This window comes from Algoriella sp. (assembly GCF_036647415.1).
Classification (GTDB): Bacteria; Bacteroidota; Bacteroidia; order Flavobacteriales; family Weeksellaceae; genus Empedobacter.
Genome location: NZ_JAVXKG010000012.1, coordinates 61277 through 82765, shown reverse-complemented (window position 1 = coordinate 82765; position 21489 = coordinate 61277). Strand labels below are relative to the sequence as shown.

General features: G+C 31.9%; 29 protein-coding genes and 2 tRNA genes. 4 read left to right on the top strand and 27 right to left on the bottom strand.

Going from position 1 to position 21489, the window contains the following annotated elements; all coding sequences use genetic code 11:
- Positions 1 to 56 precede the first annotated feature (56 nt).
- Both RSC72_RS07295 and RSC72_RS07290 read right to left on the bottom strand, forming a co-directional pair.
- Positions 57 to 138: transfer RNA gene (locus RSC72_RS07295), tRNA-Tyr, on the bottom strand.
- Positions 139 to 170: 32 nt separating this feature from the next.
- Positions 171 to 244 (bottom strand) — tRNA-Thr (locus tag RSC72_RS07290).
- A gap of 276 nt (positions 245 to 520) precedes the next feature.
- On the opposite strand from RSC72_RS07290, the gene RSC72_RS07285 reads away from it, so the two are divergent.
- From RSC72_RS07285 to RSC72_RS07270, 4 genes are read left to right on the top strand one after another with little or no spacing between them, the layout of a single operon-like run.
- On the top strand, positions 521 to 2167 hold the full coding sequence (locus RSC72_RS07285) for a Na/Pi cotransporter family protein (protein WP_332544151.1): 1647 nt from the start codon (positions 521 to 523) through the stop codon (positions 2165 to 2167).
- A 30-nt stretch (positions 2168 to 2197) separates the two neighbouring features.
- Positions 2198 to 2380: a hypothetical protein gene (locus RSC72_RS07280; protein ID WP_332544152.1), complete on the top strand. Its 183-nt coding sequence runs from the start codon at positions 2198 to 2200 to the stop codon at positions 2378 to 2380.
- Positions 2377 to 2577: a hypothetical protein gene (locus RSC72_RS07275; protein ID WP_332544153.1), complete on the top strand. Its 201-nt coding sequence runs from the start codon at positions 2377 to 2379 to the stop codon at positions 2575 to 2577. The genes RSC72_RS07280 and RSC72_RS07275 overlap by 4 nt, the downstream gene beginning before the upstream one ends.
- Before the next feature lie 52 nt (positions 2578 to 2629).
- Positions 2630 to 3613: an acyl transferase gene (locus tag RSC72_RS07270; protein WP_332544154.1), complete on the top strand. Its 984-nt coding sequence runs from the start codon at positions 2630 to 2632 to the stop codon at positions 3611 to 3613.
- A gap of 36 nt (positions 3614 to 3649) precedes the next feature.
- Here RSC72_RS07270 and RSC72_RS07265 read toward each other — a convergent pair whose 3' ends face one another.
- From RSC72_RS07265 to RSC72_RS07145, 25 genes are all read right to left on the bottom strand, one after another.
- Positions 3650 to 5545, bottom strand: coding sequence for a DUF3857 domain-containing protein (locus RSC72_RS07265; protein WP_332544155.1), 1896 nt, complete (start codon positions 5543 to 5545; stop codon positions 3650 to 3652).
- A gap of 116 nt (positions 5546 to 5661) precedes the next feature.
- Positions 5662 to 6393: a YoaK family protein gene (locus RSC72_RS07260; protein WP_332544156.1), complete on the bottom strand. Its 732-nt coding sequence runs from the start codon at positions 6391 to 6393 to the stop codon at positions 5662 to 5664.
- A gap of 61 nt (positions 6394 to 6454) precedes the next feature.
- Positions 6455 to 7498, bottom strand: coding sequence for a cupin domain-containing protein (locus tag RSC72_RS07255; protein ID WP_332565891.1), 1044 nt, complete (start codon positions 7496 to 7498; stop codon positions 6455 to 6457).
- A gap of 250 nt (positions 7499 to 7748) precedes the next feature.
- Positions 7749 to 8585, bottom strand: a complete 837-nt coding sequence (locus tag RSC72_RS07250; RefSeq protein WP_332544159.1) for a DNA adenine methylase — start codon at positions 8583 to 8585, stop codon at positions 7749 to 7751.
- A 135-nt stretch (positions 8586 to 8720) separates the two neighbouring features.
- A complete protein-coding gene (locus RSC72_RS07245; RefSeq protein WP_332544160.1) occupies positions 8721 to 9305 on the bottom strand; it encodes a hypothetical protein in 585 nt (194 codons plus the stop codon).
- Positions 9298 to 9795: a glycoside hydrolase family 73 protein gene (locus RSC72_RS07240; RefSeq protein ID WP_332544161.1), complete on the bottom strand. Its 498-nt coding sequence runs from the start codon at positions 9793 to 9795 to the stop codon at positions 9298 to 9300. Before RSC72_RS07240 ends, RSC72_RS07245 begins: the two co-directional genes overlap by 8 nt.
- 82 nt (positions 9796 to 9877) lie before the next feature.
- Positions 9878 to 10186 carry a hypothetical protein gene (locus RSC72_RS07235; protein ID WP_332544162.1) on the bottom strand — a complete coding sequence of 103 codons (309 nt, stop codon included), beginning with the start codon at positions 10184 to 10186 and terminating at the stop codon, positions 9878 to 9880.
- A complete protein-coding gene (locus tag RSC72_RS07230) occupies positions 10165 to 10581 on the bottom strand; it encodes a hypothetical protein (RefSeq protein WP_332544163.1) in 417 nt (138 codons plus the stop codon). The genes RSC72_RS07235 and RSC72_RS07230 overlap by 22 nt, the downstream gene beginning before the upstream one ends.
- Positions 10582 to 10597: 16 nt before the next feature.
- Entirely contained in the window at positions 10598 to 12298 is a 1701-nt protein-coding gene (locus RSC72_RS07225; RefSeq protein WP_332544164.1) for a hypothetical protein, read from the bottom strand.
- Between the two features lie 4 nt (positions 12299 to 12302).
- On the bottom strand, positions 12303 to 13136 hold the full coding sequence (locus RSC72_RS07220) for a phage baseplate protein (protein ID WP_332544165.1): 834 nt from the start codon (positions 13134 to 13136) through the stop codon (positions 12303 to 12305).
- Entirely contained in the window at positions 13133 to 13594 is a 462-nt protein-coding gene (locus tag RSC72_RS07215) for a hypothetical protein (RefSeq protein WP_332544166.1), read from the bottom strand. Before RSC72_RS07215 ends, RSC72_RS07220 begins: the two co-directional genes overlap by 4 nt.
- The gene (locus RSC72_RS07210) at positions 13584 to 14417 is read right to left on the bottom strand and encodes a nucleotidyltransferase (RefSeq protein WP_332544167.1); all 834 of its coding nucleotides are present in this window, start codon (positions 14415 to 14417) and stop codon (positions 13584 to 13586) included. Before RSC72_RS07210 ends, RSC72_RS07215 begins: the two co-directional genes overlap by 11 nt.
- 2 nt (positions 14418 to 14419) lie before the next feature.
- Positions 14420 to 14719, bottom strand: coding sequence for a hypothetical protein (locus RSC72_RS07205; protein WP_332544168.1), 300 nt, complete (start codon positions 14717 to 14719; stop codon positions 14420 to 14422).
- The gene (locus RSC72_RS07200; RefSeq protein WP_332544169.1) at positions 14697 to 15074 is read right to left on the bottom strand and encodes a hypothetical protein; all 378 of its coding nucleotides are present in this window, start codon (positions 15072 to 15074) and stop codon (positions 14697 to 14699) included. Before RSC72_RS07200 ends, RSC72_RS07205 begins: the two co-directional genes overlap by 23 nt.
- The gene (locus RSC72_RS07195) at positions 15074 to 15358 is read right to left on the bottom strand and encodes a hypothetical protein (protein WP_332544170.1); all 285 of its coding nucleotides are present in this window, start codon (positions 15356 to 15358) and stop codon (positions 15074 to 15076) included. Before RSC72_RS07195 ends, RSC72_RS07200 begins: the two co-directional genes overlap by 1 nt.
- Positions 15358 to 15561, bottom strand: a complete 204-nt coding sequence (locus tag RSC72_RS07190; protein ID WP_332544171.1) for a hypothetical protein — start codon at positions 15559 to 15561, stop codon at positions 15358 to 15360. The genes RSC72_RS07195 and RSC72_RS07190 overlap by 1 nt, the downstream gene beginning before the upstream one ends.
- Entirely contained in the window at positions 15561 to 16046 is a 486-nt protein-coding gene (locus RSC72_RS07185; RefSeq protein WP_332544172.1) for a hypothetical protein, read from the bottom strand. Before RSC72_RS07185 ends, RSC72_RS07190 begins: the two co-directional genes overlap by 1 nt.
- 3 nt (positions 16047 to 16049) lie before the next feature.
- On the bottom strand, positions 16050 to 17054 hold the full coding sequence (locus tag RSC72_RS07180) for a hypothetical protein (RefSeq protein ID WP_332544173.1): 1005 nt from the start codon (positions 17052 to 17054) through the stop codon (positions 16050 to 16052).
- A gap of 2 nt (positions 17055 to 17056) precedes the next feature.
- The gene (locus tag RSC72_RS07175; RefSeq protein WP_332544174.1) at positions 17057 to 17722 is read right to left on the bottom strand and encodes a DUF6046 domain-containing protein; all 666 of its coding nucleotides are present in this window, start codon (positions 17720 to 17722) and stop codon (positions 17057 to 17059) included.
- 185 nt (positions 17723 to 17907) lie between these two features.
- Positions 17908 to 18228, bottom strand: a complete 321-nt coding sequence (locus tag RSC72_RS07170) for a hypothetical protein (RefSeq protein WP_332544175.1) — start codon at positions 18226 to 18228, stop codon at positions 17908 to 17910.
- Positions 18229 to 18246: 18 nt separating this feature from the next.
- Positions 18247 to 18669 carry a hypothetical protein gene (locus RSC72_RS07165; protein WP_332544176.1) on the bottom strand — a complete coding sequence of 141 codons (423 nt, stop codon included), beginning with the start codon at positions 18667 to 18669 and terminating at the stop codon, positions 18247 to 18249.
- Positions 18669 to 19904 carry a DUF2586 family protein gene (locus RSC72_RS07160; protein WP_332544177.1) on the bottom strand — a complete coding sequence of 412 codons (1236 nt, stop codon included), beginning with the start codon at positions 19902 to 19904 and terminating at the stop codon, positions 18669 to 18671. Before RSC72_RS07160 ends, RSC72_RS07165 begins: the two co-directional genes overlap by 1 nt.
- On the bottom strand, positions 19891 to 20076 hold the full coding sequence (locus tag RSC72_RS07155; protein WP_332544178.1) for a hypothetical protein: 186 nt from the start codon (positions 20074 to 20076) through the stop codon (positions 19891 to 19893). Before RSC72_RS07155 ends, RSC72_RS07160 begins: the two co-directional genes overlap by 14 nt.
- The gene (locus tag RSC72_RS07150) at positions 20045 to 20566 is read right to left on the bottom strand and encodes a hypothetical protein (RefSeq protein ID WP_332544179.1); all 522 of its coding nucleotides are present in this window, start codon (positions 20564 to 20566) and stop codon (positions 20045 to 20047) included. Before RSC72_RS07150 ends, RSC72_RS07155 begins: the two co-directional genes overlap by 32 nt.
- Before the next feature lie 5 nt (positions 20567 to 20571).
- Entirely contained in the window at positions 20572 to 21489 is a 918-nt protein-coding gene (locus tag RSC72_RS07145) for a hypothetical protein (protein WP_332544180.1), read from the bottom strand.

Here is a 21489-nt window from a genome sequence, read left to right as displayed (position 1 = left end):
CGACCTGCTGATTACAAATCAGCTGCTCTGGCCAACTGAGCTACATCGGCAATTTGTGGGGAGAGCAGGATTCGAACCTGCGAAGGTGAAACCAACGGATTTACAGTCCGTCCTCGTTGGCCGCTTGAGTATCTCCCCAACCTTATAAAGTTTTTTTTCAAAAAAGAACGAGCCGATGGAGGGATTCGAACCCACGACCTGCTGATTACAAATCAGCTGCTCTGGCCAACTGAGCTACATCGGCAAAAATTTTCTTTTTTGAAATGTCAAATTGAAAACAAGAACTTTAAAACCTTTAAAGGCAATTGTTCCTTTTTCGTGGTGCAATATTAGGGCAGTTTTTCCAATCTCGCAAATATTTTTCAAAAAAAAAGTAGAAGTTTTTTAGTTTTCACTACTTCGATTTTGAAAATCAGAATTTTAGATTTAGAAAAACTTTTTAAGTTTTTTTCAATAAAACTTAAAAAGATAATATTCTATTTACATTAGAGTCCCTATTTTTGTCATCTATAATTAATAAATGCATCTTTTCATCCTAATATTACAACTTTTCGGAGCAATTGCTTTGTTTATTTTTGCAATAAAATTATTAAGCGAAAATTTACAAGCTTTATCTGGATCTAATTTTAAACGCACATTAAATACACTTACTAAAAACAATTTTTCTACAATTGTTACAGGTACCGTTTTTACAACAGCCATACAATCTTCCTCGGCTGCCAGTGTTTTTATATTAGGATTTGTAAATGCAGGATTAATCAATTTACGTAAAGCGTTTGGGTTAATTTTGGGTGCAAACCTCGGAACTACCCTTACATTATGGCTTGTGTACTTCGGTATGAAATTCGATCTTGTACAAATTGCGCTTCCTTTAACCTTAATTGCATTTCCGTTTTATTTATCAAAGAAAAGAAATCAACGCAAAATTGGTGGAATTTTATTTTCACTTTCGCTTTTATTTCTCGCATTATATTTCTTAAAAACCTTTTTACCATCAATAGAAAGTCATCAAGAGTTGCAAGAATTCTTTCAACATCTTTCTCATTATGGTTTATTAACCAATTTATTGTTTATTGCTTTCGGAATTTTATTAACAATTTTAGTCCATTTTTCGTCGGCCTCTATTACAATTGCAATATTACTTGTAAGCAAAGGTTTACCGATAGAATTAGCGGCTATGATTGTGTTAGGAGCAAATATCGGAACAACTTTCACAGCGCATTTAGTTGCTGCGATTGGCGATAAATACACAAAAGTTGTTGCTGCATTTCATACATTTTTCAATGTTATAATCTCGTTGATATTTCTATTTTTAGGTGATTTATTGTTGAAATTTATCGGGACTAATATCTCTTCAAATCTTGCTGTTCAATTAATTACATTTGATACAATTATCAATCTTTTTGGTGTTATTTTATTTTACCCGTTTATTAATCGCTTAGCATTTTATTGTCAAAAGAAATATTTTTCGATACAACAAACAGATAAAAAGTTAGAATTTTATGCCATTCCTTTCGGAACAAATTCGGATTTATATAAAAATGAAGCCAACAAAAAGTTACTGAAACTGGCTACCACAACCAAACAAACCATTTATACACTTGGACGAATGATTACGGAAAGTGATGAAGAAAAGATTTTGGTTTTTCGTGAACGTATTTTAGAACTTGAAAAAGAAGGCGATCAATTGGAACGTGAAGTGAATGAGTTTTTGAATGAAATTGCTGATTTGGATTTACCGAACGAAAATACATTGGCAATTCATCAATTGATTACGCTTTGTCATCACTTAGAAAGTGTGGGCGATATTGCGATAAAGATTTCGTCTATTCATCGTCGTCGTCGTATGACAAATAGTTATTTTACGCCAAAAATGAGAACTTATTTGGTCGATTTTCAAGATAATTTAGATCAAGCAACTCGAATTTTGAATCAGAACTTGAACGAAACTTTAGAAGAAGTTTCTGGTAAACAAGCCGAGTTTATTGAGAAAACAATTAATACGATTTATAAAGAAGCAGAAATAAATTTGATGAAAACCATAGAAAAAGAGAAGCTTTTGACAACAAGTGCACTTTTTTATAAAGATTTGATCCAAAACTACGAAATTCTTGGCGACCATCTGTACAAAGCAAATATCACTATCGTGAAACTGAAAAATCAGTAGTTTTTTGTATGTTTAGAGAAACATTATTAAATGCCAACTATATTTACAATAAAACTTGAAGATCAAATTATCGGAACAACAGAATTTGAATTTGCAGATGCTCCTATGGGAGTAGTTTATGGTAAAATAAAATTTATAAATATTGAATCTCCCTATCTTTTATTTAAAAATATAAAATTCAAATTAATGATGATTATGAAGATATTAAAATGATTGATACTGTAGTAATTCCAAACCTAAAAGTTTACTATAATAATTTTCAAAAGGAATTATTAGGTTGGGGAGGTGCAATTACTGGTTCAGAACTTCTAGATGATGGAATTTATTTTGAAATTCAATTTGGTGGAGTAATATCAGAAATAATGTCTACATTATTCAAACATCATTATGATGAATATTTCAAAGAGTAGAATAATTTCATTCAAATTCGTTCACTTCTCCTCTATTTTGTAAATTTGCATTATGTTTGATTCTAAGCAAATTTTTTCTATTCAATCCGAAGACGATTTTCAGGCTATAGCATTGGAAGTTTTCCGTTATCAGGCGCAAGAAAATGAAGTTTACAAAGACTTTCTACATTTCTTGAACGTTGACTACACAAAAATACAACACACTGATAACGTTCCTTTTTTACCAATTCAATTTTTCAAAAAACATGAATTGATTTCAGGAAATCGTCCTGTCGAAAAAACGTTTACAAGTTCGGGTACAACTGGAATGACGACAAGTAAACATTTCGTAACAGATTTGGCATTATACCATTATAGTTTAGAAAAATGTTTTGAACAGTTTTATGGACCTCTTTCGGATTATACAATATTTGCACTTTTACCTTCCTATTTAGAACGAAACGGTTCGTCTTTGATTGATATGGTGGAATATTGGATTGAGAAATCTTGTCGCACACAGAGTGGATTTTATTTGTACAATCACGATGATTTGTACGAAAATCTCTTGGCGCACGAAAAAACGGGTAAAAAAGCCATTTTAATCGGTGTTTCTTTTGCTTTGTTAGATTTTGTTGAAAATTATAAAATGAATTTACAGCATACAATTGTGATGGAAACTGGAGGAATGAAAGGTCGCAAGAAAGAAATTACACGTGAAGAATTGCATACAATCTTGAAAAATGGTTTTGGAACAAATGAAATTCATTCGGAATATGGAATGACAGAATTGCTTTCGCAAGGTTATTCGAGAGGAGATTTAACCTTTAAATCACCTAATTGGATGCGAATTTTGATTCGTGAAACCGAAGATCCTTTTCGCTATGTTGAAGAAGGAAAAACTGGTGGAGTAAATGTTATTGATTTAGCAAATTATAATTCAATCAGTTTTATAGCAACAGATGATTTAGGAAAAAAAATATCTGCCAATCAATTTGAAATTTTAGGACGTTTTGATAATTCTGACGTGCGAGGTTGCAACTTGATGCTTGTCGAATAATATAAAAAACCACTTCAATATGAAGTGGTTTTTTAGTTATTTCTTTTTTAATATAAATTGATCTTCTGTTAGTTTTTGTGTGCTTTCAAAAAATGATTTTAATACATTATAATCTTTTGCATCAAAAACTGATTTGTTTACTAATAACTGATAAATAATATTCAACGTTCCGTTTTTATAAACTGAATTTTGATAATAAACCAAATTCTCATTTGGCTTTATTGTATTTGTAAAATTAGAAGGAGAAACTAATTCATAGTCTTCTGGAATAACAACTTTTACATTGATTGTGAAATAATATGGAAAATTAAATTCAATAGGGAATTTTCTATCTTTCTCCTCAAATGTATACGCGGTTAAATATTTTTTTAATGGATTTTCTATCGGAATAAAGCTCTCAGTTTTATCTAAATTTGCTTTTCCTATTTTCATTATTTTATACTTTTCATCTGTTTTATCAAACAATAAATCCATTTTATTTTGATCATCATAAAATCGACTAATTGGAGGTGTTAAATATTGATTGATTAACTCATTTTTATCCTCTAAATATTCATTATAAAAATATCCATTAAACATTTCTTTTCTATTTTGACTAATCGAATTATTCTGAATTTTATATGTGATATCAGACTCGTATAAAGAAATTGTAGGTTTTATATCAAGAAAAATATCTTCTTTTTCATCAATATTGAATGCATAATCATTAAATATATTAAGTGATGGATAAATAAATTGATCATCAGAAATAGTGGCAGCATTTATCAAATAAGTGGTATTATCTTTTAACTTAACTAAATTTACCATTGCATCAAATTGATTGAGATAAGGAAAATTTGTAATTAATTTTCCATTAGTTCTTGTTGACACTAATAATAAATCCGATTTTATATTCTTTGCTTTTAAAATTGTTTGAAATAATTTATTTAAATCAGCTAAATTTCCTGTTTTATTATCGATAACATTTTTTTGCGTATCTCTTAAGAAAATAGCACGAAATCTATTCCATTTAAAATTTGAATTAAAATAAGTAATTACATTTTTTAATGTTTCTAACTCCGATTTTCCATTCGGAATTTGTTCCGCTATTTTACTTACATAGCCTTCATTTAAGAAATTATTATTGGCTGTTGTAATTTCTTTTTTTAAATCTTTCCATGTTTGTATTGTTGTTTTATATTCAGGATCATTTCCAAATACACTTCCACTATTACCATAATAACCTTTTAATTGTAAGCGAATTCTTTCACTATTATCTTTGATATTATTTACATATTTAATGTCTTTATAACTTGGTATATTAATCAAAACCCATTCGTTTTTAGAAACTTTACTATACTTTTCGAACATTCTTTTGCCTACCAATAAATTTGTATAGTCTAAATAACCAGTGACTTCAGCTTTAAAAAAACTTTTCATTGTTGGTAATTCATGTTGAAAATCCCATGCATCAATTAAGTATAAATGATTTCCAATCATACGATATTGATATTCTATAATCGATCCTACTTTTACATTAGGAAATGTTAATCTTTTTACGCTATAATATTGATTTGTTTTGATTGTAAATATTTCTTTATCATCAATCGAATAATTAACAAATTGTCCATGCTCTTCATTAATTGTTTGACCTTTTATATTTGAAATATTTTGTAAATTATTATCCGAAAAATAATCTATTTCGATATTTGCTTGCTGTTTTCCTTTCTCCGTTAATATTTTCACACGTCTTTTTACATCGATATAATAATCTTTTCCAGTAATATTTATGTAACCTTCTTCATCAAGAATTACAGCATCTGCATCTTTTTCAAATGATACATTTGTTAATTTTAACTGTTCCTGCGTTAATTTCACAAAACCAGATAAAGATTTTTGAGAAAAACTATAGAAGCTTAAAAAGCAAAATAATAGCGTAAATTTAAATTTCATATTAGAGTTATTGTATAAATATAATAAAAAAAACACTTCGCTTTTTTATCAACGAAGTGTTTCTATTATTTTTTTTAACAAATTTATTAATCAAGTGATAAATAATTGAAATAAAATTACTTAGATGGTAATATAAGATTTTCACAAAAAAAGTGCATTATAAAAGCGCAAATTAATACCAATACAACCGGTACCATAAGTATCCATTCTCCCAAATCATCCAATACAGAAGAGCCTGCGTATGTACCTAAAAGAAATAATGCCCAAATAAGTAAAAAGTTAAATGCCTGAAAACGAGATTTTTTCTTTGCATCTTTATCATCAAGCATCATCCAATTGGACAAATAAATAGAAACGTTTACCAATGCTCCAGTTACAAATACAGTATTCAACTTCATATTTCCCTCCACAGTTACTATGGTGTTTAACATACCAACGCCCAAAGCCAATGTTGCAACAGATAAAATAGGTGTTATAGGATGGCTCATATTAATAAAAGTATAAGTACTGTACAAAATAGCGATTAGAAAAAATGAAAGCGTACTTATTTTATTCTTTTTCCACGTTGCTAAAGTTGTTCCTATAAAAATACCTGCCATAAAACCAACAATTGCTGTTATAGATAGATTTAAAGTGTTTTTGGTAGAGTCTTCATTCAAAAAAATACCCATTTGTGTGGTGTTTCCACTCATCAGCGAAACATAGGTTTTCCATTTCAGAAATGCAATAACATCTACAAAACCAGCTGTGAAAACGATGATGTAGGCCAACATTTGTTCTACTCTTGTTAGTTTTATTTCATTCATTTTCATAGCATCATTTGTAATTGGTGCTGAAGGTGTTTCCATAATTTTAAATTTTTTAAATAAAATACCTCAGGAAAATCCTAAGGTATTTTAAGAATTAATCCTAATTTTTTGGTTTCATAAAGATTTTTCCTGTTGGGAATTCATCTATCTCACCTGGAGGAAGAGAAAAATTAGTTTCCACAACATCTTTAGGATTACTTGATATCCATTCGCTTAAATCTACCGATTGATAAATTCCACTATTAAATCCTAACAAGATTTTAAGAACCGTATCGCCCGTATTTTTGATGTAATGCCCAGCACCCATTGGCACGTAACCTACATCACCAGCGTTGAATTGATCTTTAACAAAATTACCTTGTGCTAAAAACACGCCCATTTCTGCCTGTCCTTCTATAAAATATTGCCATTCATCAGCATTTGGATGCCAATGCATTTCGCGCAAAGTACCTGGTTGCATTTCTATAAAAGAACCCGACATTGTGGTACTGATTGGAAACTCTTTAGACGTTACCAAACGTTGCGTACCACCACCCGGAACAATGCGTGGTTGCTGTGCGTGAAGCGGATAACGGTGCATACTTACCAAAGAAATATCGGCTTCGCTACGTGCAGATGCCAATGTTGTAGAAGGATCTGGAACTGGTCCTGCTGCGAAATAAGCCTCTTTTTGAGGAAGTTTTGCTACTTCTTCTAAAGTTAATCCAAGGTTTTGAGCAGCAATTTCTGGTGGAACAGAAGAAACAAAATCTGTTACACTAAAGGTATGATCTTCGGAAAAATCGCCATTATCAAAAATTAATATAAAATGACATTCTTCATCGCTAATTGCTTGAATGGAATGACCATAACCTTTCGGGAAATACCAAATATCGCCTGGATAAAAATAGTCGATATAACTTGTGCCGTCTGGATGTAAAATTGTGGTTCTACAAGCGCCCGTAATCACATATCCCCATTCTGCCGCATTAGCGTGCCAATGCATTTCGCGCATACTACCAGGTGCCAAACGCATAGAAACGCCCGCAATGCCTATTGATGCTGGGAAATCTGTAACCGAAGCACCTCTTGTAATACCGCCATCATTGGTACGTGGTGCTTTTTTTTCTAATTCGTATTTGAAACTTAAATTTGGATTTGCCATAATTTCAATGTTTTTTGAATTAACTAATAATTAATTTTTTACAGTTTTAAATCATCAATATGCTTGATATTAGAATTGATAATGTCCATTTCTTCTTGCATTTTTCCACCTAACATCAATTTTTCCATCGATTTTATAATCCGCAAAACGAAATGTACACTTTTTTAAAACGAAATGTACAATAAAATCGCAAAACTTTACTCAATATAAAAACCGTTTAAAACATCTTTAAACGGTTTTTAAAATACAATTAATCCAACTTATACAGCATCATATCTGTATATTTAGAAGTATGATTCAATGTTGTGTTGATACATACAGTTGTAGAGCCTTTAAATGGATTAACATCTCCATTGTCAGTTCTACCCTCCATCCACTCGCACAACTCCACTATTTGACTTTTATTTGACGTGAAATACAAGTAATTTGTATCAACCAGTACATCAATTACATTCAAGTAGTCTTTCAATTTCCAGTAGTTATCACTTGAATATGTTGAACAATCAGTACTTAAATATGGAGGATCAACCAAGAAAACAACGTCGTCCAATTCTTTGTATTGCTCAAACAACTCTCTGTAGTCTTTACGCACAATGTAAACACCCTGCAAGTAATTCTCTGTAAAATAATTACTTTGACGTACTTTATTATAAAATGTCTGTCTGCTTAATTCTTCATAATCATTAGCATACTGAGCCGAAAATAACAACGAGCTTGATAATGTAATATAATCTACATAACCAGCTTCTATTTCTTTTTGTTTGATTGTTTTCAGAATTTCAGATTTATAAGGCTCACAAATTACTTTATCCTTTACCAAATTATTAGTAATCAATCGTATTTTATCCAACAATACATTGGTTTGCGCTACTGCTGATAATCGTTTACTGAAGTTATCATAATCGTTGTAGATTACTTTTGCTGATGGCTTCAATTGTTTTATTGTATGGCTCAAAATACCTGAACCACCAAATAAATCAACATAAGTTGCATCATTTGAACTATTTGCTAAAACTTGCTTTACATGGCTTAAAAACTTTCTCTTTTGCCCTTGAAATGGCAATGGACTTTGTGTGTAATTTTTCATAATATTTATTAAATTTGTTGCTCCTACGGTAATGAATGCAAAAACCCACAACTAGAAGACATTTCTGTCCTCCAACTGTGGGCTTTGTGCTATTTTAAAATTACCGTAGGAAGTATTTTAATTTGTTGGAGGACTTTATTTTCCTCCCATTATCGCTTGTGTTTTCTTAAGATGGTTAATTTGAATTGTTATAAACACTAAAAAAATAACAAAACATATTATTCCTCCAATGAGGACATAAATCCAAATACTAAAATCACTTTTTTGTTTTTCAGTATCTGATTTAAAGCTATCAATCAGGCGTTGCTCTCTTTGAACTAAATCTTGTTGAATCTTAGCTGTATAAATAGAATCCATCAACTTAATCATTTCAGATTGTGTAAGGTTCTCATCTTTTTGTTGAGCTTGATCCAATGCCATAGCTATTGCACCTTGTATATCGAGTTCTAAGCCGTCTTTTGTTTGTTTCAAGGAAACTTTACCTTTATCCTCATTCGTTTTACCTGCGTAGGTCAAACCAAGCTTTTGCAATAGAGTTTCGTTTGAGGAATATTTTTGCAAATAATCATAGGTAGATTTCTGCAACTGGAGATTTACTGACGAATCATTTTTAATTGATTGATTATTTTCGATCTTCACCTGTTCAACTTCCTTTGTTTTCCATTTTGTTGCACAACTCGTGAACAACAAAACAATAATTAATAACAAATACTTATACATATTGCTGAATTCTTTTGATGATTGATTTCAAAGAAGCTGCATAATTTGGATCAGTAGCATAACCAGCTTTTGCGATTTCGTCAACAAACTTATTTGCATCACTTTTCACAGCTAACGCCTTTGCATATCGTGGATTTCTGAAAAAGAAATCTGAATGATCGTCGAATGATTCTTTTGGCGAATCATACTTCATAAAATAATCTTTGATTTTATATTTATAAAGTCCGTTTGCCTGTTTTGTAATCGAGATTAAAACTGGATATTTAACCGAATTTGTTTTGTGATATTCTGTTGTAGTCAACAATTGTTTTTTATTCGCTGGTGTAGTTGCTTTTGCTTTTACACCGAAAAGCATATTTCCAACAACTGTTTTTCCCCAACCAGTTTCTTGTGCAGCTTGCGCCATTACAGCAAGTGCATTAATACCTGTTTTCTTTTGCGATTCGAGGGCAAAAGGATAATACTTTTGTGTAAATTCTTGTGGTGTCATATTTTAATTTTAAAAATGAGTTTATCCTGCTCGTGTAGTTTTTACACGTGCTTTAAATTGTTTTTAATTATGTTTTAAATGGTTATTTTACTTTGAAGTTGAATTGTTTTGCTCCAAAAATTCGGACCGCAAAATAATAACACAACGCAAGTGTTATATACCAATATTGAGAAGCTACTTTGCGAGTTCCGAAATAACACAAGGTTAATTCTATCATTTGTCGAAACAATAACTTATCGGCAATTAATCTGTCATTTTTTGTTCCTCCTACGCTATACGCCTCATCATGTTGATTGCATTGGCTCGTAAAAAATTTATAATGCGGTGGTTTAAACCATTTCCAAAAACCACCACAAGCACCGCAACCATTTATTCCGCTACTAAATCCCATTTTCCGTCACCGTCATTTTCTAAAATGTAAGCCTTTAGAACTGCATAAGAAATAGCGTTAAGACTATCAAAAACTCCCATGATGTAATCAAATGCAGGTAATAAGATAAAATTATCTTCATCATCTAATACGGGTTCGAAATTCTCATCTCGTTGTTGGATCATTTCATTGTTATTGATATACCAATCGTATGATGTTTGGTTTTTAAACAAATGCGACACATCTACACCATCACGTGTGTATGAGATAAAATAATTAACGTAGAACTGGTTATAATTACCACCGTCAATGTGCGCCTGCATTACATTAACTGTACGTTCTATATCTTCAAATCCTACTTCCTTCAAATTTGATATTTGCTGTTCTAAAAGTATTCTTCCTTTCACTTTGTCCATTGGTAGTAGTTTTTAATTAGTTTAAAAATGTTATTTTGTCAATAAATATTTTAATATCATTTGGTGTATATCCAATAACTAAATTTTTTGAATACAAACTGACACCAATAGCTTTAGCGGATAAACTGTCAAGAACTACAAGTGAACGACCTCCAGAACCTGTAGATGCTGTGACTTGTACATCAATTAAATTTGATTTTTTGATCATCTTGATGTCTAATATCATACTATTCTGATCCATCGTAATTAAATCCCCATTAGGTTCAATTTTTTTATCAACAAAAATTTTATAGATATTTAATGTAAATGGAATAAACAACTGATTTTGCATTGATTCCTCTACTAAACCAATTTTTAACCCTCCGAAGTTGGCATTCCAAGCAGTAGACGTTATTTTAAATGACAATATAAAATCTCGCTGCATAATTTCTGATGTTAAAACAGGTTGAGATAACAGCGTTTTGATTGGTTTTATAACCGAAATATGTGGGGTATTCGGAACGACGAAATAAACATTCTTATCTAACTCATAATCATTAGTATCAAATGTGACTGAGGAATCAGTTACTTTATTCCACACCAATGGTGGCAAATCTTGTACATCTAAATAATCAACTACACTAAGTTCCGTTGTATCTGCATTTGTCATTTGTAATTGATGATTATAAATTTTTATCAGATAAACTCCTAAAGGTATGTTTGAGAAATCAATTCCAAAAGACATATATGTAGGGTCTGTTTGTATCACATTAACAATTGGAACTAAATATTCTTGTAACGTTACTTTATTTCTCAACTTAACCCAACTTAAAGTGTTTTCACGAGTATCTATAAATAGATTAGAGCCTTTAATTCTAATATATTGAATAAAACTTTCATTCTTAATTATGTTAGGAAATAGAAAATCTACTCTTGGTTGACTTGTAGAATAAATTTCTCCCGTTTTACGCTGAGCCAATCTCCAAGCATCTTTTTGTGCATCTGTCGATTTTGACATTGCATTTGTAACAGCATTCAACCCTACTTTAGCCATATTTCCATTACTGTCAGAGCCTAATAATTGATTAAAAGTCGCATCAGCACTTTTGTCTAATAATCCTGAATAACGTACAGAAGAATTGGAGCAAATGAAAGGAAAACCAAATTCAACGCTTGCAGTTCCTGTATGCTTTCGATTAGTGGAAACATTCAAATTTGTATTTGCAAAATTCTTTCCTAAATCACCAGCTGGTAATTGTGCAGAATTTCCTTCAGCATCTATTCCAACCACATAAGGAAATTCGGTTACAGTTCCAGTTTCGGTTGGCTTATAAAGCACCAATCCAAATTCTTCATCAACACAACCGTTAAATGCAGATTGTGCAGCGCCTATTCGTAAATTAAAACGAGCGTAATCACTTGTAATTAAAATTGCATTGTCATTAAATTCAAGATTCGCAACACCAAGCGCATTTTTCCAAGATGTTACATCTTCAGACGTTAACGAAGTTGCATCATTCATTGCGTACATGTCGTGTGTATGGTTGGTTTCAGCTTTGCCATCAAGTAAATCTCCAAGCCTATTTATAGAACTAATTGGCAAAGTATCTGACTTATGCCAAAAAGAAGCCCAAGTCGCCCAAAACTGTTGTTGAGTTGGTTTTAAACCCGTCTTAAACCAATTATCAATTGTGTTTCTATCGGTGTAATTAATCTGTGTATTATTATCTAATGCCATAATTTTAACCTTTATACATTATTTTCGCCAAAACAAAGAATGGCGGTCTATTTTCGTGCGCTTGATTTCCTCCGACTTCGTTCGTTTCAAAAGTATGGGAGTGATTACCAGCCGATGACGTTGTACCGCTCTTTGATCCATTACCATCAGAACCACGACGAAATGAATCACTACCTTCCCAATATGTATAATTATATGAATGTGTATGCGCACCATTACTAGACGTACTTCCACTATGCTTATGCGCTGGCATTTGTGCCGTTGTTAACTTTACATCTTTTGCTCCTCCTGTATTACTGATTGCGTTATAATCTGCATCACGTGGATCATAACCAACTATAAAAAGACCGCGAAGGTCGGGCGTTCCATTCGTTCCGTCGCAAAGTTGATAACCTGTTGGTATATCTTCAATCTTTCCGTAGTAATCCAAAACAACACAACCTACAGGCATCAATCTTTTTTGAATTTCTTTGATTGACATTGGTCGATGAAAGTCAACCCATTGATAATTTATATTTTGAACTGATGAACCGAAAGTTGCGTAACGAGTTAGGTAAACAACTTTATTTTCACCATTTTCAAAGTTCTTCGATTTCGTTTCTTCTCTAATAATTACTGTTGCACCAGCTTGACCACCTCGGAACTCCAATACTTCACCATCAATGTAAACTACACCATTGGCAACAGTATTTCCTACGATTTCACAACCTTTTACAATTGCCAAAGGCGCAATGATATTACCCAATGAATTGAATATATCATACGCATTTTGCATGGCATTTAGTGTGTCCGTTTCAAGAGGAAAACCTCCTGTTTGTTGTACATTTATTTTATTCATCTTAAATTGATAATATTAAATCGTGTTGCTTCTAATTTGTAAAATTTTACTTGTGCTTCAACATCATAAATGTCTGCACTTACGCCATTCATATCGACTGTGAAATCGAAACTATCGTCTGAATAATCTGAACTTTGACGAATAAATAATGTGCCTAAATATTTCGGTTTTTGCTCACCTTCTGTATAGATGTATTTTCGTTCAAATTGGTCGCCTTCAACTATTTTGATACGACGTTCTGAAATATCAAAACGATCATTTAAAGCGGCTTCTAAGTAGCAAACCTGCCAATTGTGATCTAACTTATAATGATCGTCAGTTCGTTTGACTAAAAAATTATAATGAATCGTTACGACTGGAGCAATTGCCGAACGTAAATAAGCGATGATTCGAGGTTGGCGCATAAAAGTAGGCAACAACAAAACCACGAGCTTATTGAAATCTATGTTAAACTTCATACTTTATATCATTATAATTTTCGATTGTGAAATAGCCACTTTCGGGAATTCGTCTTACATCTATTGTTGTCCAATCGCCGTAATTATTGGTTGTGGCATTTATCCAACAACTTTGTGCTAAATCAACCGAAACCATATTAACGCCTGTAATTGCTTCCAATTTATTGGCTAAATCTTGAATTCGCAATTCACCATCAAAAGGCAATTCTTTCATAAATTCTTGTAAAGCTTCTTGTACTGGATATTTACCTGTAGTAATATCCATTCCTTGCGCATTTATCACCAATGGATCACGAAACACACGAATGTTTAATTTTAATCTATCGGGTAAATAATTGATTATTCGATATGGAATACCTGTTCCTTTTACTCGTTCAGTATATTCAAGTATAGCCTCCATTTTATCCATTTCTAAAGGCGATAAAACTTCATCTTTTTCGGTTGCAATCTTTATGATGACTTCACGTCCTGTATCACTTTCGTTAACCGCACAATATTTAATGATTTTTGAAGCTTCAATTTGTTCAGCAGTTGCATTTGTATTGTCAAATAAATCTGTTTCTTTTATCAATTGAAATCCGTATTGAAAATTCAAATACAGCGATTGAATCCAAGGTAAACGATGTGTTTTTTGCGTTGATATTTTTGTGTCTATTTCGGTGCGATGAAGCGTAAATAATTGTGCTAATTGCTCAATTGAATACGCCATGATATACAACATCATTCGCCAAACTGACGTTTTTGATGTTGACGTTAAACCATCTAAATTTGGATTAGATGATTTAGCTGCAATCATTTCTCTTTGATAATTTTCTACACTCATAATTATTGTACTTCAAAATCTACTTCAATAGCCCAGTAATCAATTCCACTTGGCGTTTCTATTTCTTTTTCAATCATTGTGATTGCTGTTGCAGGTTTCAAACCTTTATTTTGGAAATATTCGGCGATTAACCTTTGTCCAAAATCACTATTTGCAGGAACGTTTAAAATTTGTCCGACCTCCAAATCATCTGTTAAACTGATGTTATTTTCAATCGCCAAAGACATTGCACCAATAGCAGTTCCAAATAGATAAATGGAAATATCTAATAGCGTTTGATTATGCAGGACTTTTATTTGCATGTTTAGTTTGTTTTTCAAGTTCTACAACTCTTTTTCGTAACTCTGCATTTTCTGTTTTCAACATTTTAATTTTCCGATTCAACATCGAAATTTCTTCTTTTAAAATCTTTTCTTTAGATTTCATTAATGCATCAAATTCTTGATACCTGTTTTCGTATCGTTGTTTCAGATCGTCTAAGATGTCTTTATAATGATTAGATAGTTTTACATCATTTTCAATTTTTGATGTATTTACACTTTCTAAAGCAGCTGAAACTTCTGCATTAAATTTTTTCCTTTCTAAAAACCAAAAAACTAAACCTCCAGCACCTAATAAGTATCCCAAAAATGTTATCAATAATTGTGTCCAGTCCATTAAATTGTAATTGTAGTGTTTTCAATTCCGTTCGTTGTGTCAATTTCAGGGTTCGAGTAATTGTCGTATTCTAGTTGTATTCTTAGGTCTCTTTCAAATTCGTAAGGAGAAATATTTGTTTTGATATAATTAATTGCACCAAATCCAACTTGAGGAAATTCTTTAAATTCTCCTTTCTGAGCGATGAAAATATCTTCGATATGTTGTTGATCACTTTCATCAATCAAAAAGTCGCCATTTATGATTTCTAAATCTTGATTATCTGTACATTTAAAATCTTTCATTACTCAATTTTTCCTTGTCCTGTAAAAGCTCCTTGGCTCGATGTTCCTGTAATTTGAATCACTGATGATATTAAATAGTTTTTGATTGCTTGCATCAACTTTTCAGCATAAATACGTTTACTTTCTTCGTAATTTTCTGATCGGATCATTTCATCTTGAATTGAAATAATTTCCTGTACTAATTGTTCATCATTTAAAGCCATTAGAATAAAAGTTTATCAATTTGTTGATTCAGCGATTTGAATTTTTGTTTGTTGATTTCAATAAATTTTCCAGCACCACTTGGCGTTTGAATTATTGCATTTTCAAGTGTTGAAAACAAATCGTTGAAAACAGTTTTAAGATTTGTATTCTCATTTAAAACTCTGAATTTTCCATCTTTCATTTCAAAAACTTGTTGATCCATTTTAATGACAATTCGTTCGATTTCTGAGTATTTCAAAACAAATAAATCATCTGTATCATTTAATCGTCCGTAAATGATTTTAGAGCCGATTTTTGGATAAACGGTAATATTAGAATTAAGATCAGCATCTATTGCATTTAGTCGAATATCATCAACACCATCAGATGTTGTACAGGTTGTTTCTGTAACTTCTGTAACAGTTTCTAACATTAATGGAAATCTACGAACACCTTTTTTATTGGCTTTTTTTACGGCTGTTTCAAATAATTCTGCTATTTCCATAAATTACAATTTGTAACTAATTTTTAAACTCCTTTTAATCCCTTCAGAACCGCTTACATCTATCGTAACAGCTTCAACAAAATATCGTCCATCTTGATGTCCATCTTCATAATATGGACGCACTACATCTACTGCATCACCTTCCTTTATCAATGGATAACACCATGTGTCAATTGTCCCATCAAAACCATCAAAAATTTTAGCTTTATAATAATTATTTGTAAAATCTTTTAGTTCTATTTTTGATAGACCAGGGCGACTTATTGTTAATTCATTTTCGCCTTTTTCACCAACAGATTGTTTAATTTTTGTACCGTCTTTCTGATCAGATTCAATCGTCAAGTAAAGCTGTTTAGACTCCTTTCTTTCAAACTTAATATCAGAACCACGGCGGATGTTTTGCGAAAAATTAAGCTTATGAATTTTACGTGGTTTGAAATCCAATGTCATTCCTACGTTTAATTTTCCATCATTACTAAACCATGCCCTTATAAAACCTTTTTCTTTAAGTTCCTGCAACACCTCGTAAGGTGTAGCGTCTTCAATTTTCCATTTTCCGACAAAATATTCAGCATCATAAACCACTTCATATTGTGGTGGAATTACAGCTTTTAAAATATCTTTGACGTTTCCTGTTTTGAAATATCCCGAATATCGTTTCGCCGATTTTAATTGAAACATTTCATCTTGGCACTCAATAATCAAGGGAGCATCTGCGCCTATTTTAGTTATATAACCGACAAATTCTTTTGAATAATGACCGTCATAACCAAATGAAATTTCAACTTTATCTTTTCGTTTAATAAAATCTAAAATTGATTTCCCGTGTAAATCAACTGCATTACCATCTTCATCAACTGCATTTCGATATTCACGAGGTAATGTGATTTTAGCCGTGTTAATCAAGGTTTGAACACTTCGTTCAATTTGAATGTTTTCACAACGATAAAATTCAACTCTTTTGCCTAGCTTTACTTTAATGTTGATATTGTAATACAAATAATTCATAATCAAAAAGGTGTGCCGTCTAATTGTGAAATTTCTACGGGTCCGAAATCGAATTTTACGTCAGGTTTACCAAGAAGAAATGAAACAGATTTTATTGAACTTGCACTAATACTAAATTGTATTGTATCTTGAAATCCTTCAAGTGGTGTAAAATCAATCGATTTAAAATAAATAGCATCAATTTGTTTTTCTTCGAATTGTAATCCAGAAACCACAACTATTGTGTTTTTTGACCAAAAATTATTTAAATCTTTAATTTCCTTAGTTGGATAAATTCGATTTTCCAAATCAATCAACAAGCCTTTTATTTCAATATTCCATGGCTTTGTTCCCCAACGCTCAACTACAACTGGGTCATCATCGTTTACCTCGGTTTCAATTAATGATTTTTCTTGTGAAAACGTCATCATTAATGGAGGTGCGAAAATAGAACCTTGCTTGCCATGAAGAACAGAAGAAAACTCAAGTTTCTTGTTGTAACGTTTTCCGTCTTTTTCTGTAAAATCTATTTCAAAAGAGACTTTTTCAAAGTCTGAATTTTTCTCAGGAAAATAATCGACATTAAACCTTTTATCGGGTTTCAGTACTAGTTTTACCTTATCAATTGCGTTTGCTATTCCAAATGCAGCTGCATAACGTGCAGCAAGACTTATTTGAGTTTTCTTCATCTATTCTTTTTGTTTTAAGGACAAAATACCTTTGTCAGACAACCATTTTACTTGCGCCCATTTCAACGCCCACGTATCGTCGTCCAATTGCTCGGGAAATGGAACGTTCAAAAAATGAGATATAAATGCATTAATCTTAAATATCTGATCAAAGCCATCATCATCGATTAAACCTGTGCAATCGGCTAATACTTTTCCACTTTAGCAGAACCTAATGGAATAATTTCTGAAATACCTGATACACAACTAAAAAATAATCTATCATCAGATTTTATTAGTTCTTTGTTTTCAGACTTCACACAATTATTAATTAAAATTTCTTGTGATTTCAAAGGATTCGAGTTAGCAAATTTTAAATACTCTCCGATCGTCACACGATCAGGAACACTAACAATTACCTCAACTTCTTGATCATTTTCGTCTTTTAAGATTAGACGACGTAAATTCTTTTCTCCACCTAATTTTTCTATTGTTTCAGTAGATAATTCTTTTTTATTTTTTGACATTTTAAATGTGTTTTAAATTTATTTTTTCATATTCATTTTTACAGTTAGAGCAAATAATGGATAATCCATTTTCAACCCCATTTCACCTGTTACTTCTCGACCTTCTTTTTGAAATTTTACTAAAAGACGATCTACAACAGGCATATTATATTCGTTGGTAAAAGTGACAATCAAATTGAAAGGTTTGATGTCTAAAATACTTTTACCAGCTGATGCAATCTCGAGCGGTGTCATATCATGCATCATTACGCCCATAGAAGCGTTAGGCGTTCTTTTTCCTGTACTCCATGATGTGCCTTCACTTGAACCAAGCGTCCAATTTAATTGGTGTTCTTGCTCATTACCGTACGTTAAAGAAGTAACTTCAAGTTGAATACCATTTATAAAACACTTAACATCAACACTGTCGTACGTTTTACCGTTTCTTGTGATTTTTGCCATTATAAACTATTTTTAATGTTAATTGTTCCTGTAATTTCGCCAAGCGTTCCCATTGGTACAATGACAAAATTGACAATCAATTCTTTTTTTACAAGCAAATCTGAATCGGGATCTATTGTTGTTTTTCCAAGGCTTAACTCATTTGAATTTTGCATATCAGCGAAAACATCATCCCCAATCTGTTCTAATGCGACCAAAGAACCAATTAATAATTTACCGTTTTCATCAACTGGATAAGTCTTTTTAATTTTTGGTAAATAAACCGTTCTAAGTTGACGAATTGCGTCATCTAATACACGTCCGTATGCAATGGTATGCTCATTCATATTACCTTCTTGATCGACAATAATCGGCGTGCAAACATGGTCATTGTTGATACGAATACCTGCTAATCCTGCATAAGACAATCCGAAAACATAACCTTTATTTTCAAAAGTTTGAAGTTGTGAATAGATTTCAGTATTCTTTTTATGGTTCGATAAACCAGCAATCATCCAAGCATCTTTTGTTGAATCATTTAAATCAAAAGCTTCGTTGTCTCCAATGTTTTGTGCTATTGTTGCAGATGAACATACTCCTAGAACAGTTCCTACATCGGCAAATTTTTGTGCTAATCCTGTTTTTGTATCAGCATACTTCCAGTCTTGTCCAATAACGATAGAAACTTTTGTTGCTTCTACATTTTCAATTGCTCGTAAATCTTCAACAACATTAGATTGACCATCTAATCCATAGCCTTCTAAAAATACCTGACAAGGCATATTTTGCTCGAAAGCCCAAATTGCTAATCCTTGAGCCAATGGAATTGCTTCGATAACATCTGTAGGCATTCCATCAACTACTGCTGGAGCTTCTGTAGGATTAAGCGCAAAAGCTATTTGACGAACTTCATAATCAGCATGAGCAAGCAATGTTTTTACACTTTCAGACTGAACTAACGTTTTAAGTGTTGAAGTTTGTTCAACAAGCATTAAATTTAACTCAGTACCAGCACCTGCCATTCTGTAAAATTCTGATATATGACGATAAACATTGATATTGTTTGTTTTGTCAAAATCAGCATCTAAACCGTATTGATCTAAATCTTCAACATTGTAAATGGTTACAGGTGTATTGAATGCTAAATCAGCCAATAAAACCGATGCAATAACTAAAGCCGAAACTGCACGTTTGTTATTGGTGCGATTTGCTCCAATTTTACCTTTTTTTGTCGTAACACCGTTAAGATTGCTCATCTACTTTTGTATTTTCTTGTTTAACAAATTTCTTTGGCAATTCGCCTTCTTGCATTGTTTCTAAGGCTTTTTGTTCGCTTGAAAACAATTCTTCTGATTTATTTGCCCAAAGCTCCGTATAGCTACTTTGGGCAAAAATTCTATTTACTTTTTTTTGGAGTGTTTCCTTCATCTTTCAAAGTTTCAGGTTTTTCGGTTTCCAATTGAAGAATACGAGCTTTTAGTGTTTCGTTTTCTTTCTCTAATACTTCAATCTTTTCATCTTTTTCAAGATTTAAAGCAGAAATATCTTCGATTTTAGAATCTTTTTCTTGTATTTCCGAAACTAACTTTAGATTATTTTCGTAAACTGTATTGTAATTAGGTTCTAAAATTCCGATATGCTCTAAAGCTCTATTTCTTGCCTCAATTGCAGCGTCTAAACGTTTGCCTTGATCTTCGATAATAGCTTTAAAATCTTCCTCAGATATATTTTCATCTTGAGTTCCTTCACGAAAAAAAACAGTCGGGTCTTGATCTGTATTATGTTTTACATGATGTTTTTCGGCACTTTCCTCTGATAAAAAAGCTTGATTATCAAATGAAATCCACACTGCATTTGCTTGAGTGTTTTGTTCTAAAACACTCAATGCAATTTGTTCTTTTTGTTTATCTACTTCCATCATGATTAGATTTTAGTTGATACAATAGCAGCTGAAGCCATTTCTTGCTTTTTCTCCGTTAATCCCCAAGAGTGTAAACGCATTTCAGATTTTGGAATCTTACTTTTTGTGTCTTGAATCATCGGTTTATAAAGCGTTTGAACCGCCTCTACGTGATGCACAATGTTTGGTGCATAATAGAAAATTGACGCATTCATATCAGTTGCTAATGGTGTAGCATCCAATCCAACCAACGTATTTGCTGCAGTATATTTTACTGAGTGATTGTTTTCAAAAAATTTCAATTTAAAAAATCGTTGAATAGCACCAGTTACAGGATCAATTACAATATCTCTGTAGTTGTTTGTATTAGCGCGGTCTGCGATTAAATCTTGACTATGTTCTGCACTCAAAACCATATACAATTCTTCTTGATTAGTTAAATTCATTCCTAAAACAGAATTATATAAATTAATCAAATCGATGTATGTCATTCTTTTACGTCCTGTTCCATCATCAGCACCAGTCGTTCTAATAATAGGTGTGTCAACTGTTTTTGCTAAAGGAGCTGCTTTATACATCGCATAATTTCTAACTCCCATTTTCCACGCATTAGCGTGTAAAACTCTATATTCTGCCTCACGATCAAAAGCCATCGCACGTGCTTCATCTTCTGATAATTCCGTTGGCGTTGTGTCTAAACGATCCCAATCAATTAAGCGTTTTTTACCTGTAATTTTTTGAGCTGTAAAATCAGAATCTGTATTAATTTTAAAACCAACAGAATTATTCAGTTTGTTAAACTTAATACCATCTGTATCAATTGCAGCTGCATTTGGAGCTTTAAACGTTCCGATAAAATCGTCTTTATAATTTTTAAAATCCTCTAATAATTGAGGGTCTACAAATTCTTTTAACCATAATCCATCTTCTAAACCTGCCAT